Below are 14,534 nucleotides of genomic sequence, written 5' to 3'. Positions count from 1 at the left end.
GAGCTTCAGGATCTTACCTATGTCTATGCCAGCGCGATAGATGATCGCGATTTCGAAACCCTTTCCTCCGCCGTTTTTACTGCGGATGCCCACCTCGGATTATTCATCGGTGGGCGGCCCCGTCGGCACGATTGCGGATCTGATGGAATGGGCAGTGCCGGGTCTGGCCGCCTTGGGCCCGACGCATCACATGATGGCCAATCACCAATTTGTTATTGATGGTGATCGCGCACGAGGACGGGTGATGTGTTACAATCCGCTGCCCATGCCAAAGCCAGCCGAGAGCGCCGGGTCAGGCGCGGTGATGGTACGTGGCCTCTATTATATAGATCAATATGTCCGAACTCAGGACGGCTGGCGCATCTCCTCTCGCACGACGGAAGATACTTATTGTTTCGTCACGTCGCCGGATGACGGAGGATGATCAGAAAAGCCCAAGAGCGTGTCGTTTACGAATGACTCCGGGCATCGTCATCTAAATCTTGGCGGTAGCTCTTTTGGACTTATCCCGACCAAGCTTCCTTTTGAGCTTCGCTGGGCTGGAGTTGGATAGGGCACGGAGCCGGATTAGGGTACAGGGCTATCCCATCACGTTCCGCCCTGATTTTGTCGCCGACACGGCATCCGGCGACTTGTGCCGGTGGAACGGCCGCGCTTCCGGTTATGCCGTCTAGATTCTGAGCCGACACGACAATTAGGCCAGGATGCCAGCGACTTTCTTGCACGCCAAAGCCCATGATGACAGCGATTTCCGGCGTCATCTTTCTGTGGTCTCTATCGTTACCCCACTGGCCAATAATGATGATCGCAAGAGAAACAGCGAAAAAGACGAGGATCAGACGGAATAACCCCGCGCTCCCGGCCTCAATGATGATCTTGAAGCGAAGCCACTGAAGCAGTCGGTGAGGCTCTCGAACTGAAGATCGCTCAAGGGGGAACTGTGGCGGGAGTATTTTTTCGGCAGCTCATTCTACGCTGCGTTTTCATCATGGTGTGCGTAGGGTTTGCGGGAACAGCGATGGGCGCGCCCTCGATCGCCTTGTATGGAAATCTTCCCGGCTTCGAAATGGCCGCCATTTCTCCGTCGGGTGAGCGGGTCGCGATCATCGGCGCTGCCAAAGAAGCGAGGCGGCTCGTTGTTAGCGACAAAGATAATAATATTTTGTTGGATGTGCCTGTCGGCAACCCGAAAATCCGGGGCATCAACTGGGCTGGAGAAAATAAAATTCTCCTGCAGATCAGCAGCACCGTACCCTTGGTAGGCTTCACCACAGCCAAGGCTGAATTGTCTACCATGCTCGTGATCCCGATAAATGGGGGCAAGCCATGGTCCATCTTTGACGGAGTATCGACTGTCACTGGAGGCATTGTTGGCTTCTACGGTGTTCTGGAGCGTCAAGGGCGCTGGCTGGGATATTTCGGCGGTATTACGCTGGACCGCGATGGGCAGAGGGAGACGTACCTCAGCAGCACCCATCCCGAGCTCTACGAAGTAGACCTTGAGAATGGCAAGGCTCGACGCATTGCTCCCCGTGTTGAAGGTGATGGCATGTTCCGCTCCTGGCTGCTCGGCTCGACCGGGGAGGTGGCGGCAACGCTCGATTTCAGTCCAAAAGCCGGCAGGTGGCGCATCCAAAATAGCGACGCGAACGTCATCGCCGCGGGTGTCAGCCCCCGCGGCGACATTGGCCTGATTAGTCTGGGCCGGACACCCGGAACCATCATATACGGCCAGCAAAATGAGGAGACTGGCGTTACCCAATGGTTCGAGTTGCCGCTGACGGGGGGCGTGCCCACCGAAATCCTGGCGGAAGAGTATATCAGCGGGACGTTTACCGACGCTCGAGAGCGTCGCCTGATAGGCTATTTGCGTGAGGGTGACGCGCCCCTGGCCCACTTCTATGATCCCCGACACGACAAGATCATGGCGGCAACGCTTAAGGCCTTTCCTGGGGTAAATGTCAGGCTGATTGACTGGAACGATGCCTTCGACCGGCTCATCGTGAGAACGGATGGAATTGGCGACCCGCAAACATGGTGGCTTGTCGACATCAGATCCGGCAAGGCCACTATACTAGGGGTTTCCTATCCGATCGCAGCGGCAGACGTCGGACCAATGAAGATGTTTCGCTATAAGGCCGCTGATGGGCTGGATATCTCCGGCGTATTGACCCTGCCACCCGGCCGCGAGCCCAAGAATCTTCCCGTCGTGATTTTCCCCCATGGCGGCCCAGCCAGCCGTGATTACCCGCAATTCGATTGGTGGGCGCAGGCCTTTGCCGCGCGGGGCTATGCCGTGTTCCAGCCCAATTTCCGGGGCTCGACGGGCTACGGAACGGCTTTCGAAGAAGCCGGCCACGGCCAATGGGGTCGCAAGATGCAGACGGACATTTCCGATGGCCTGGAGGCGCTGGGCCGGCAGGGCATTGTAGACACTGCCCGCGCCTGCATCATGGGAGGCAGCTATGGAGGCTATGCCGCGCTTGCGGGGGTGACGCTACAGAAAGGCCTTTATCGATGCGCGGTCTCCGTCGCGGGCGTGAGCGATGTTCAGCGGATGTATCAATCGGATGTGCGAATTAGCAGAGGCAATCAGACCCTGATCAGGTCGCTCAAACAAGAGGTGGGCTCAGGGCGAGACTTGCAGGCGATCTCCCCAATCCGTTTTGCAGATCGTGCGGATGCCCCCATCCTGCTCATCCACGGCAAGGATGATACCGTCGTCCTGTACGAACAGAGCATCGCCATGGAACGCGCTCTACGGCAGGCCGGCAAGCCGGTTGAGCTGCTGACATTGCCAGGGGAAGATCATTGGCTCTCCAACGGAACCACGCGCGCTTCGATGCTGGAGGCTGCCACTGCCTTCATCGAGCGCTACAATCCGCCGGATCGGCCTACCCGGTGATACGGCCGCGGCCTTGGGCTTCGGTCCGATTGCGCTTTATAAAAGCTGTAAAGCTACACTAAGCGGCTGACTTGGGGTGGAAACGGCCGTCCGATTCCTTTGGTGCGGAATGACCGAGATGGGTGGAACGCGGACGTGGCGAGGCCTTCACGGCTCCAGCTCGACGGTGCACCAGTTTACCATGCGCTCGGGATAGACCTCGATGGTCGGCGCAGGAAAGTCTGGATCGGCAAACGCGCCTGCGGGGATGTTGACAATGCCCGGCCGCATCTCGACGTCGTAAAAAACCGTCGAACCACAATCTGGGCAGAAATTGAACGTGTTCGTACGTCCCGTATCGGTCGTGCGAGACCAGCTTTTCCATTCCCCGTCGATCGAAACTTGATCGTGGTTGAAACCCGCATTGTGGGCGAAGGCGCTCCCTGTACGCCGCTTGCAGGCCAAGCAGTGGCATACCGAGATTCGGACTGGCTCTCCCTCGGCGCGAGCACGAAGTTGGCCGCAATTACAGGAGGCGATTCTCTGCATCACCTCGCCAGCATAGCGTTCGGCTGAACGCCTGCAATATGGTCGGCGTCAGTCGTTCCATCGAAACGGAATGAACCGGCTGCAAGTCGTGGGAAGCGACGCTTCGATGCGCAGCAGTTGACGCGATCACGATGGCCAGCAATGTCGTATTTTAGTTTGGAGAGGGGGAGGACTGTGACGAAAACGACAGCTATATATTGGAACACCTTGGCAGGCGAAGCCGCCGTGAGATGGTCTCCGTGTCCCGGCTTGGAAAACATGGCCGAAGAATTGCTGCTCAACGAGGACCCCGAGACCCTGGAATATACCAAGCTGACGCGGTTTCATGCGGGAGCGGACACATCCCACATCGGCGTCAAGAAGCACGGCTATGCCGAAGAAATCTTCGTCGTCAGCGGGAGACTCTACGACGCCGCGTTCGACCTGTGGTTGGAACAAGGTCATTACGCGAGCCGCCGTGCGTATGAGGAACATGGGCCATTCCGAACAGATGTTGGCGCAGTGGTGCTGGAGGTGTCCTTCCCGAAACGACTTGCAGCGAATTAGGCCGAGGATATCCGCCCTTGGGTCGGGAGTGGCCACTCGGCCGAAAATAGTGTGAAACGGCTGAAAGGGAGCGGAAAGTCGACGACGCTGGACGACTGAAAAGGAGTGATTTTCCGACTGTCCACCTTGGACAGGCTTGAAGTGGAAAGCGGACGTGTGCCGACGTAGGATGCCCCATGCAGTATAAAGGCGGCGAGCTTTCAGAAACGCACATTGACGCCGGGCTGGCGGCAATGAGGGGGGAGTTCAGCGGAGGTAAGGCGGTGACCACCCTTGAGCAGGCGGCGTGGTTTGGAATGTCCCGGCCGCTAATACGCTGATCGCTGGGGAGATTAAGGCAGGCCGGATATACCGTATTACGCGCGGCTTATATCGACAGGCCTCACGGCGGCTTCCAAGCGCCGCGACTTGGCTCCAGGATGACCGAGCTTGGGTCGGCTTCTGCCGCTCTAATCGACTGGCGATCCTGACTGGGCTGCAACGGCCAGCAGGCCGCCCTATGACTCAAGTGTCGCAGTCGCAATATGCGTAGTACATATGTCAGGCGCGAACTGAGGGATGCGATCGATGAGACTCTTCCTTACCGCCCTGTGCGCCATGATCGTCGCCGCCCTGCTGACGTTGATCTTCATGGCTTTGGTCGATGTTCGAAATATGGTTTGGCCTCTGCTAGGCTATGCCTTCCTCACCACCTGGGCGCTGCTCACCATCGGCATTCGGCTTGCGATGGGGCAGCCCGAAGCTTCGGACGTCTACTGAGACGCCAACAAGGGCCCTGCGTCCGCGTCGCGCCCGCAACCACGCAATTTCGTGGACGCAATACGGAATTGATCCTCAAGCCATCGTGCAGGTGCTTGTTACATACTCCTTCCGAGTGGGAAGGGAATTTCGCCCCATTACCCTTATTGGCGGTTGTCGCCATGCGATGCTTGCTCAAAACGAGATATCGTTCGAAAATTGCCGGGGGTTGAATGGGAACCTCATCGACCACCTATCGATCTGATATAGATGGACTTCGGGCAATCTCGATTGTTCCGGTGGTCTTCTATCATGTCGGCGTGGGAGGGTTCAGCGGCGGCTTCGTCGGAGTAGATATTTTCTTCGTCATCTCAGGCTATTTGATTACCAGCCTCATTGTCAGCGAGGTTGCCCAGTCCCGATTTTCGATGATCAGCTTCTATGATCGACGTGCGCGGCGCATTTTGCCGGCCCTTTTCGCTGTTATCGCAACAACCTGCGTGGCAGCATCTTTCATCCTGCTGCCCAATGATTTCAAGGATTTTGGGCAGAGTGTCGCGGGAACGGCGTTGTTCGGAGCGAACATCCTTTTTGCACTCGAGCAAGGCGGATATTTCGTATCGGACGCGAAACCCCTTCTCCACATGTGGTCGCTTTGCGTCGAAGAGCAGTTCTACATTTTCTGGCCGATATTGCTGATCATTTCGACGCGGCTTCGCTGGAACATCCCGGCCGTGATCGGCGTGGTCTGCGTGATGTCGTTCGCTGCGTCAGTGTGGGCCACTGCGGCCCATCCCGTACCCGCCTTCTATCTCGCCCCTTTCCGGGCCTGGGAGCTTGGTCTCGGTGCATTGCTGGCGACCGGCGCAGTTCCCGAAACACGTTCAACAATGTTGCGGGAGCTGGGTTCGATTGCCGGAGTTGCGCTGATCGCCTTCACCGTGTTCAGCTATAGCGGCGCCACGAAGTTTCCCGGTCTCAATGCTGTTCCGCCTTGCCTGGGCGCAGCCCTGCTCATCCACAATGGGAAACAGCCAACGCTCGTACGTCGAGTCCTCAGCCTTTCGCCGTTCGTCTTCATCGGCCTGGTGTCTTATTCGCTCTATCTGTGGCACTGGCCGATCATCGTCCTGTATCGCTATGCGACCAACGATTATATATCGGCATCCGCAAGTGTGGCGATCATTGCGGCATCCGGGCTGCTTGCCGTGCTCTCCTGGCGGTTTGTCGAGAAGCCGTTTCGCCAGCATCGCCAGCAAGAATGGCGGATCGGCACAAAATCCGTCTTCGCCGCGTCCGGCGCGTCGATCGCCGCCGCCGTGATGTTTGGCAGTCTGGTCCATCTCGGCAATGGCTGGTGGTGGCGCCTGCCTGCGCCGGTTGCGGCGATGGACCGCGCGGCTTTGAAGGAAGCCTGGCCAGAATGTCTGGTCGACAGCGGAAGCGGCTGGAATGAAGGCTCGAAGCCATGCGTCCGCGGATCGAAGGGGCCGGTCAGGACCGCGCTGTGGGGCGACAGCCACGCCTGGGCACTGCTGCCGGGTGTCGCGGCCGCGGCCGATCGGGCCGGCGAGCGGGTCATCTTCTACGGCAGCGGCGGCTGTCCGCCCGCGATCGGTATCGAAAGAACCGATGGCGTACGGCAGCACATCTGCAATGCCTATAACATGTGGGCACTGCGACAGCTTGTCAGTGACCGCGAGATCCATACGGTGGTGCTCGCTTCCCGGCTGCAGGCCTATGTCGAGCATTCGAACTATGGGCCGAGTGAAGAGCATTCCACGGAGCCGGCCTTCGCCACCGCCGGCGGAGAGCCACCCGGCCCGGCGTCCGATCTGGTGCTTGCGGCAATGGCTCGAACGATCGCCCGCCTGCGGGCGGTCGGCAAACATGTGGCGATCGTCTATCCGGTTCCCGAAATAGGTACGAATGTTCCAAATCGGCTCACCCAGCTCGCGATCCGGGGCGGCCAGTTGGACGGCGTCTATCTCGATGCCCGCACCTATGCGCGGAGAACCCGCCGAACCAGGATATTCCTGGATGGCATCGCCGGTGGAGTGGACTTGCAGCGGATACGACCTTCCGAAAATCTGTGCGATGCCGATCGCTGCATGGTCGTCAAGGACGGCGTTTCGCTCTACCGCGACGACGACCACCTCTCGATCGCAGGCGCCATCGGACTGTCGAGGCTGTTCGACGGGGTTTTCAGCGGTCGTCCAGACGACTTCGGCACAAAAATGCAAGTTCGCACTGCGAGCAACCGTCTGCTCGAGGGGGAGGCATGGCGCCTCGATGCCATCACAACGCGGCTGTTGGCTCATCCGAAATTGCGTTCTGGCGATTAAGGCTATGGTCCGTGCGAGCGGACGTCTCGGCTGTCGACACTGGAGTATGGCTCGCTGTCTCTCGTATCGAAACGAGGTGTCCGTGCAATTACTCACCGCCGAGAGCATGCCATGGCGCGCTCGATAACTCTGTCGAGATCCGCCCGGTCCGTACACATAACGGGCATTGCCCGCTATGCAGCGGTCGGGCTCATTAACCTCGCGATCGATGTGGGCGGCTATGCCGTGCTGGCCACCGTTGTCGGACTGCCAGCCGTCCTGTCCAACATCCTGTCCTTCTCCGCGGCGATCATGGTCAGCTATCTGCTGAACAGCGAGTGGACCTTCCGCGACCGTGATGCGCGATCCAAGAGGCAGTTTGTCCGCTTCTTCGGGCTGAACCTGATCGGCCTGTCTCTCTCGACGGTGCTCGTGTTCCTTTTCGCCATGGCCGTGGACAAGATGCTCGCGAAGGGTCTCTCGATCCCGATCGTCTTCTTCTACAATTATTTCGGCTGCAGCCGCTTCGTGTTCCGCGCGCACCGGGGGGAGCATGCGATCAATGGGTGAGTTCGTCAGCATCTCGATGCCACCTAACCGCCCGCGCGTAGTCGTGATCGGCGCGGGCTTCGCGGGCCTCGCCGCCGCCTACGAGTTGGTTCGTCAAGGCATTGAGCCTGTCGTGGTCGAAGCCGACTCACAACCCGGCGGCCTCGCCGCAAGTTTCGAGGCCGACGGTCGCGAGATCGAGCGGTTCTACCACTTCTGGTACCATGATGATCCTTACCTGCTCGATCTGGTCGAGGAAATGGGTCTGCGCGATCAGGTCGTGACCCGCCCTTCCCCCACCGGCCTCTATTTCGCGGGCAAGCTGTTCCGGCTGACGACGCCGCTTGACGTGTTGCGCTTCACGCCGCTGCCGCTGATCCACCGCATTCGTCTGGGCCTGATCGTGCTTGCGGCGCGGCGCATCAAGTCGTGGCGCGAGCTCGACCATATCAGCGCCGCCGACTGGCTTGTGAGGATCGGCGGGCGGGAGGGGTTCCGCGTCGTCTGGGAGCCGCTGCTGGTCGGCAAGTTCGGCCGCTATGCCTACGAGGTTTCCGCAGCATGGTTCTGGGCCAAGCTCGTGCTCCGCGGCGGTAGCCGCAAGGGCGCGCGCGGCGAGAGCCTGATGTATTACAAGGGCGGCTTCAAGGCACTGGTCGACTCGATGGTGGTGGATATCCGCAGCCATGGCGGCGCATTGCGGCTCGACACGCCCGCCATCGGCATCGACACGAGCAATGGTGCTATCACTGCAGTACGGACGCAGCACGATGTGATTGCGTGCGAAGGCGCGATCACAACGACCGCGTTGCCGATCGTCGCAGACGTGATGGGCGACGCGATCGATGCCGGTTATGCGGCCCGGCTGCGCAACGTCAAATATCTCGGCAGCATGTGTCTCGTGCTCGAGCTCGATCGCAGCCTCTCGGAGCTCTATTGGATGAACGTCAATGACCCGTCCTTCCCCTTCGTCGCGGTGATCGAACATACCAATATGGACCCCAACGAACGCGAGGACGGACGCCATATCGTCTATTTGTCGCGATACCTGCCGGCCGACGATTCGGTCTACCGGATGGGCGCCCAGGATTTCCTCGATTATACCGTTCCTCACCTCCAGCGCATGTTTCCCGCGTTCGAACGCGATTGGATCAAAGCCTTCCACCTGTGGCGCGCGCCATACACCCAGCCAGTGACGACGGTCGGCTATGCAGACGCCATCCCCGGCAACGACACGCCGGTCGAAGGCTTCAAGATTGCCTCGATGGCGCAAATCTACCCCGAGGATCGCGGGACGCCGCACGCCGTTCGCGAAGGCCGGAAGATCGCGAAGGCGCTGGCCGCCGAGATCCGCGCCCGAGTTCCGGCATGAATGTCGTTTCCGGCTCGATGACGCCCGATGGCGGCGCGCAAGCCGTTATGCCTGCCGAACGCCAGGATCGTCGCGTCCGGATCGCGATCATCGCCGCCGGTGCGCTTCTGCTGGTCGCGCTCTTCTCGCGCGTGATGGGCGAGGAATTGCGCCACGACGAGCAGATCTATTTTCCCATCGGCATGCTGTTCGGCCAGCACGCGCTCTACCAGGAGATGAGCTACGCGCACCTTCCCAACCTGCCGATACTGCTCCACTGGTTCCTGTTAGTCACGGCTACCGACCATTACTTCCTCGCCGCACGCTTGCTCGTCTTTCTCTGCTGGGTCGGCCTCCTCTATGCCTTCGCGGCGACGGCGTGGCGCCTGTCTGCCAGCAAGATGGTGACAATAGTCTCCGTCGTGCTGCTCGTCACGAATGCCCTGTTCGTCGACTATCAGGGCATGATCATTGCGACGCACCTCTTCCCGATCGCGTTTGCGACCCTCGCGCTGCTCTTCTTCCTCGACGGCATGGCGCAAGAACGGGTGAGTTCGATCAGGATGCTGCTATGCGGCGTCTGCCTGTCGGTTGCTGTCGGATTCAAGGCCAACTACGTCGTCATGATCCCGCCTTTCGCGATCGCAAGCCTGTTGCTTCCGGTCGCGCTGCCGCTATCGCGTCGGCTCTTATCGCTATCGCTGCCGATGATGATCGGCGGCATCATCGGGGGGCTGCCGACCTTCTACTATCTCGCGACGCATAGCGATGCCTTCCTCTTCGATGTGTTCGAGTATTTTATCGGGCCGCACACGGTCTACTGGAGCCGCCCGGAGCATGCCGGCGAGGTGATCGGCCTCAGCCTGTCTGGACGTCTGGTCTACGGTTATCGTCTCTGGAGCGGCGGCTCGACCCTGCTCGTAATCGCCGGCATCATCGGCTGCGTTGTGATCGCTGCGGCTCGGCAGAAGTCGGAGGGCAGCATGACGGCCCGTTTTGGCCGCTGGCCCGTGCTGCTGTGCCTGGCACTCACCCTATGTGGGCTGCTCGTCTCTTTCGTGCCGAAGCCTTCCTTCTCGCAGTATTTTATGCCGCCAGTGCCCTTCGCTATCCTGCTGCTCGCCGCGCTTGCCGGATCGCTGACGCGGGGCGAACGGGCACAAGCCCGGCCGCTGCTGATCGCGCTCGGCATTGCGGCGCTTATCGCGGGCCTGCCGATGTTGCTGGCCGACATCCCGAAGCTGCTCCATCCCGCGAAGTGGGAGGGCAACCGCATCCATGCTTTCGGCGAGCGCATCCGAGCGGAGCTGGCTTTCGTCCACGGTACACCACGTATCGCGACCCTGGCACCGGTATACGCGATCGAGGCCGGGCTGAAGGTTTATCCGGAACTGGCATCCGGGCCCTTTTACTATCGCGTAGGCGACTATCTGACCGCCGAGCAGCGCCGCGCCTACCACATCACGTCGCCAACCACGATCGGCGAGCTTCTCGGTCGCGATCCGCCGGACGCGATTTTGATCGGCCAGGAGGGCGCGATGGAGATACCGCTGCAGCGTTTCGCGCTTCAGAATGGCTACCGGCTCGTCCCGCACCGGATCGGCGCGGATCGATACGGCGAGGCCATCCTCTATATACGGTCGCAGCGCTAGAGCCTGATCATCTGAGGTGGAAGCGCTGTGCGCTTCCGCGGGCGAGGTGAATCAGGCTCTATTCAAGGTCTAGAGCGGGTGATGATGGGTCGGGAGGTGGCAGAGCAGTTCGACAAATCGAGGTCATAGGGACGATTGCCCTTGTCCGCTGCGGAAATGCGCGAACTGCCAGAACTCCTCGCCAACTTTCGACGGCGCAGCGTTATGGCGCAGAAGCTGAAAAGGAACTATCGCCGGTGTTGCCAAGGGAATGCGGACGATCTCGGCCAATCCAGGATCGTCCGCTCCGAAGTCGAGGTAAGCGGCAACGGCCTCTGGCGATCTCATTCTATCGGGCGCTCCCTCCGCCAATTCTGGTACTTCGATCACATCGGCGCCGACTTCGATCAGGGGAGCGTAGAGTTGATCCCACAAACCGGGATTCAGGTTTCGGATGAACACCTCGATAGGTTGCCCAACCGTCCGCTCGGGCGATATTGACGACAACTTGGCCCATGGGTGATCATGAGCCAGGCTGAGTGCGACCCCAAACCATTTCAAAACCACTTTTTCAAAGCCGACGGCCTCGGTGTCACCCATGATGAAGGCCAGGTCGATATCTCCCCTGGCCAGGCGATCGAGGAGCGCTAGCGACCAGCCTATTTCGATTTCGAGACTCACATTCGGATGGGCGAGGGCGAACTCGCCGATCAGCTCCCGCCGCTCACGAATTATCTTCGAATAGGGTGGGGCTCCGATCCGCAGCACGGTTCGGCTCCTGCGGCCGAGCTGGAGCGCCAAACGCTCGGCCGCCTCCGCGGCTTTTGCAACATTACGGGCAGCTTCGAAAAGTTCCGCCCCCGGCTCGGTTAACAACATCCTCCGCGTGCTGCGATCGAAAAGTCGATAGCCGACGATCTCTTCAAGCTTGTGAATACGGACAGACAGCCATGGCTGAGCGACACGCAGCCGTTGTGCGGCGCGGGTAAACGAGCCTTCCTCGGCGATGGTCGCGAAGTCGATCATGAGCTTCGGATCAATAGGCACGCATATCCCCCAGAGTCGAACTCGCACCCAAATATGATGATATTCTTATATATCATAGCGAAATACGTATTGGACACGGCGGCTCTGCCGACCTCATGCCTGTACGGAATTCAAACGCCTGCAGGCAAGCAGACGAAAAATGGGGGGATAGATGCGAAAATTTGGACGGGTGGCGGTTGCGATGAGCGCAATGCTCGCTTCCACATGCTATGCACAATCTCGTGCGGCAACGGCTGATGCGACACAGGGATCGAACAGTGATGCCGCGGGCGAAACCGCTGAGATCATCGTTACCGCGCAACGCAAGTCCGAGAGCCTGCAGAATACACCGATCGCGGTGACCGCGGTGACGGCCGAAGTCGCCCAGAGCCTTGGGTTGACGAACGCGATCGACATCGCGGCTATCACGCCCAGCGCGAGTTTCACGACGACGAACGGTTTCTTCTCCCCGCATATTCGCGGCATTGGCACCGATTTCGTGTCCACCGGCATCGAAGCGCCGGTCGCGGTTTATGAAGACGGCGCCTATCTGACGCGCACCCTGACCGTAAACGAGATCCTCGACAATTTCGACATCGGCAGCATCCAGGTGCTCCGCGGACCGCAAGGCACGCTGTACGGCCGCAATGCGACCGGCGGCGTCATCATCATCAACAGCGCCGATCCGAAACAGGAATTTGAAGGACGGGTGCGCGCCGAATATGGCAATCTCGACCATCGGCAGATCAATGCGATGATCAATGTGCCGCTGGGCCAGGATCTCGCCCTGCGCGCCACCGGCAGCTACAAGCATGATGATGGCTTTGTTCGCAATCTCACGACGGGCCAGGATGCCGGCGGCGGGCGAGCCTATAGCGCGCGCGCAAAGCTGCGCTGGCAACCCGGCAACGCCGACATCATCCTCGGCGGCCAATATTATAATACTCACTATGTGCTCGGATCATTGGCCACGCTGGGGCGCAACGATTCGACCTGCTATGCCTGCATCATCGCGCCTGGCATCGTCAGGCCTTCGATCGGCTTCCACGAGACCGAAAACAACACGACGATCCAGCCCGTCAAAACCGAATATTATGGCGCCAATCTCAATATGACCTTCGACATGGGCAAGTTCACCCTGTCGAGCATCACGACATTTCGTCGTCAGAAGTCGATCGACAGCTCATCTGACCAGGATTACACGCCGTTGCCGCTGTTCGAGTTTGCGGTACCGAAATCGGGTGGTACGTCCTATACGCAGGATCTTCAGGTCACCTCCAAGTTGGATGGCCGGTTCAACTATCTGTTCGGCCTCAGCTACCTGCATGACAAGGGTTACTTCGGGCCGGCCTTCCTAGGGCTGGCATTCGGCGGCAGCCTGGACCCCGCGACGGCTCCGGGCTTCAACAATAGCGCGGCGACCAAGTCCTACGCGGCCTTCCTCGAAGGCTATTACGACCTGACCGACCAGCTGAAGGTCACGGTCGGCGGCCGCTATACCTATGAGGAGCGCACCGCCAGGGGCGACACGAATGCCGGTTTCGCGGCACTGTTCGGGATCCCCGGTGCGTACACGATCAATCTTCGCACCTCACAGCGTGCGTTCACCCCGCGGTTCGTACTGGCCTGGGATAATGGGCCGACCAACATCTACTACAGCTTCACCCGCGGCTTCAAAGCCGGGGGTTTTTCGGGGCCGGGTCCAGCGCCCGCGCCCGTGCCGCCGTTGCAGCCCGAGAAGATCTTTAGCCACGAAGTCGGCGTCAAGCAGGCCATGTTCGATAATCGGCTTCGCCTGAACGCCGCCGCCTTCTATTTCAAGAACAAGAACCAGCAGGTTCAGACGCTCGATCTGACCTCGGGCGGCACCGTCACAGGCAACGCCGGCGCGGTCGAGAATTACGGCGTCGAAGTCGAGGCGCAGGTCGTTCCTATCGAAGGGCTCCATTTCGGCGTCAGCGGCTCGTGGCAGCATGCCCGCTACAAGCCGTTCCGCAATGCCGCGCTCGTCTGCTTGGATCCGACCGGCATGTCGAACCCGATCGCTCCGGGCGCAACGCTCTATCCTTGCGCAATCGACGTGACCGGAACCGCCCCGCCTTATGCTCCGGAGTGGTCGGGCTCGCTCAACGCGGGGTACGAGTTCGCGATCGGGACGTGGACGGCCTCGCTTTCGGCCATCGCGCAATACCGCTCCTCGATCAACTTCGAGCCTGGGGCAGGCGGTCAGCTGGGCTATGATCGCGACGGGCATCTCTTCACCGCGAACGCATCGGGCTATATCAGCCCGCCCGGAGAGAAGCTGCGCATTGGCGTCTATGCCAACAATGTGTTCAACAAGGACTATGCTGCTTTCAGGCAGACCGCCCAGCCCTATGGCGTCTACTATAATGCCGCCAAGCCTCGCACATATGGCATTCGGCTGGAGTATATATTCTAACCACGTTGATCGGAGCTGCTGCATCATCCTCAGACGGGTGATGCAGCCGCCGCCCTCTTGCGCCAGCGCCGCATAGGATCATCTGTGTCCACGCCGGCGAATGGACAAGCAATCTCGGATAGGAATTGGGTTCGTGTCAGATAAAGTCCAGGGAACCGTGCTCCGCGGCTATGAAGGCGTCCGTTTGGCCTTCGAACATAATCTTGTATCGGGCCAGGACATCGGGGCAGCTTTCGCGGTTTACCGCGATGGCGCGCCCCTCGTTGACCTTTGGGGCGGAAGTCGTGTGGACGATCGCTCCGCCAGGATTACGGATCGCACCCTTTTCGGTGTCAATTCCACGTCCAAGGGCGTGCTGTCGATCTGCATCGCGATGCTGGTTGACCGGGGCAGGCTGGATTATGAAACGCCTGTTTCGGCCTATTGGCCTGAATTCGCGGCGAACGGCAAGGCGGCGATCACGGTCGGCGAAATGATGTCGCACCAGGCCGGTCTG

Annotated in this window: 12 protein-coding genes; 10 read left to right on the top strand and 2 right to left on the bottom strand. The window is 59.9% G+C overall.

The features are described 5' to 3' along the window. Nucleotides 1-40: 40 nt before the first annotated feature. Nucleotides 41-424, top strand: coding sequence for a nuclear transport factor 2 family protein (locus AAC645_RS11060; RefSeq protein ID WP_340315998.1), 384 nt, complete (start codon nt 41-43; stop codon nt 422-424). Between the two features lie 594 nt (nt 425-1,018). Further along, the gene (locus AAC645_RS11055) at nt 1,019-2,905 is read left to right on the top strand and encodes an alpha/beta hydrolase family protein (RefSeq protein WP_340315997.1); all 1,887 of its coding nucleotides are present in this window, start codon (nt 1,019-1,021) and stop codon (nt 2,903-2,905) included. Nucleotides 2,906-3,052: 147 nt separating this feature from the next. Here the strand turns inward: AAC645_RS11055 and AAC645_RS11050 are convergent, their stop codons facing one another. Continuing rightward, entirely contained in the window at nt 3,053-3,433 is a 381-nt protein-coding gene (locus AAC645_RS11050; RefSeq protein WP_340315995.1) for a GFA family protein, read from the bottom strand. 258 nt (nt 3,434-3,691) lie between these two features. Here AAC645_RS11050 and AAC645_RS11045 point away from each other — a divergent pair, with 258 nt between their 5' ends. The 6 genes from AAC645_RS11045 to AAC645_RS11020 all read left to right on the top strand — a co-directional run bounded on the left by AAC645_RS11045 (nt 3,692) and on the right by AAC645_RS11020 (nt 10,593). Further along, nucleotides 3,692-3,979 carry a hypothetical protein gene (locus AAC645_RS11045; protein WP_340315994.1) on the top strand — a complete coding sequence of 96 codons (288 nt, stop codon included), beginning with the start codon at nt 3,692-3,694 and terminating at the stop codon, nt 3,977-3,979. Between the two features lie 567 nt (nt 3,980-4,546). Continuing rightward, nucleotides 4,547-4,738 carry a hypothetical protein gene (locus AAC645_RS11040; RefSeq protein ID WP_340315993.1) on the top strand — a complete coding sequence of 64 codons (192 nt, stop codon included), beginning with the start codon at nt 4,547-4,549 and terminating at the stop codon, nt 4,736-4,738. A 212-nt stretch (nt 4,739-4,950) separates the two neighbouring features. Then, nucleotides 4,951-7,062 (top strand): acyltransferase family protein, encoded by a 2,112-nt coding sequence (locus AAC645_RS11035; RefSeq protein ID WP_340315991.1) that lies wholly within the window; start codon nt 4,951-4,953, stop codon nt 7,060-7,062. 111 nt (nt 7,063-7,173) lie between these two features. Then, nucleotides 7,174-7,611, top strand: coding sequence for a GtrA family protein (locus AAC645_RS11030; RefSeq protein ID WP_340315989.1), 438 nt, complete (start codon nt 7,174-7,176; stop codon nt 7,609-7,611). Further along, complete coding sequence (locus AAC645_RS11025) at nt 7,604-8,962, top strand: NAD(P)/FAD-dependent oxidoreductase (protein ID WP_340315987.1); 1,359 nt, start codon at nt 7,604-7,606, stop codon at nt 8,960-8,962. Before AAC645_RS11030 ends, AAC645_RS11025 begins: the two co-directional genes overlap by 8 nt. Beyond that, nucleotides 8,959-10,593, top strand: coding sequence for a hypothetical protein (locus tag AAC645_RS11020; RefSeq protein WP_340315985.1), 1,635 nt, complete (start codon nt 8,959-8,961; stop codon nt 10,591-10,593). Before AAC645_RS11025 ends, AAC645_RS11020 begins: the two co-directional genes overlap by 4 nt. A gap of 123 nt (nt 10,594-10,716) precedes the next feature. Here the strand turns inward: AAC645_RS11020 and AAC645_RS11015 are convergent, their stop codons facing one another. Next, complete coding sequence (locus AAC645_RS11015; RefSeq protein ID WP_340315983.1) at nt 10,717-11,619, bottom strand: LysR family transcriptional regulator; 903 nt, start codon at nt 11,617-11,619, stop codon at nt 10,717-10,719. 151 nt (nt 11,620-11,770) lie between these two features. Between AAC645_RS11015 and AAC645_RS11010 the strand changes: the two genes are divergently transcribed. Beyond that, nucleotides 11,771-14,038 (top strand): TonB-dependent receptor, encoded by a 2,268-nt coding sequence (locus AAC645_RS11010; RefSeq protein ID WP_340315981.1) that lies wholly within the window; start codon nt 11,771-11,773, stop codon nt 14,036-14,038. A 133-nt stretch (nt 14,039-14,171) separates the two neighbouring features. Continuing rightward, the coding region (locus tag AAC645_RS11005) for a serine hydrolase domain-containing protein (RefSeq protein ID WP_340315979.1) at nt 14,172-14,534 on the top strand (363 nt) is incomplete at its 3' end.

The sequence above is a fragment of the Rhizorhabdus argentea genome, assembly GCF_037861105.1.
Lineage (GTDB): Bacteria > Pseudomonadota > Alphaproteobacteria > Sphingomonadales > Sphingomonadaceae > Rhizorhabdus > Rhizorhabdus argentea.
This window is presented reverse-complemented; position numbering and strand designations above follow the sequence as displayed.

Excerpts from the sequence above, each read along its gene's own strand:
- AAC645_RS11060 (WP_340315998.1), top strand. The coding sequence starts at position 41 with ATGATCGCGATTTCGAAACCCTTTCCTCCGCCGTTTTTACTGCGGATG.
- AAC645_RS11055 (WP_340315997.1), top strand. The coding sequence starts at position 1,019 with ATGGGCGCGCCCTCGATCGCCTTGTATGGAAATCTTCCCGGCTTCGAA.
- AAC645_RS11050 (WP_340315995.1), bottom strand. The coding sequence starts at position 3,433 with ATGCAGAGAATCGCCTCCTGTAATTGCGGCCAACTTCGTGCTCGCGCC.
- AAC645_RS11045 (WP_340315994.1), top strand. The coding sequence starts at position 3,692 with ATGGCCGAAGAATTGCTGCTCAACGAGGACCCCGAGACCCTGGAATAT.
- AAC645_RS11040 (WP_340315993.1), top strand. The coding sequence starts at position 4,547 with ATGAGACTCTTCCTTACCGCCCTGTGCGCCATGATCGTCGCCGCCCTG.
- AAC645_RS11035 (WP_340315991.1), top strand. The coding sequence starts at position 4,951 with ATGGGAACCTCATCGACCACCTATCGATCTGATATAGATGGACTTCGG.
- AAC645_RS11030 (WP_340315989.1), top strand. The coding sequence starts at position 7,174 with ATGGCGCGCTCGATAACTCTGTCGAGATCCGCCCGGTCCGTACACATA.
- AAC645_RS11025 (WP_340315987.1), top strand. The coding sequence starts at position 7,604 with ATGGGTGAGTTCGTCAGCATCTCGATGCCACCTAACCGCCCGCGCGTA.
- AAC645_RS11020 (WP_340315985.1), top strand. The coding sequence starts at position 8,959 with ATGAATGTCGTTTCCGGCTCGATGACGCCCGATGGCGGCGCGCAAGCC.
- AAC645_RS11010 (WP_340315981.1), top strand. The coding sequence starts at position 11,771 with ATGCGAAAATTTGGACGGGTGGCGGTTGCGATGAGCGCAATGCTCGCT.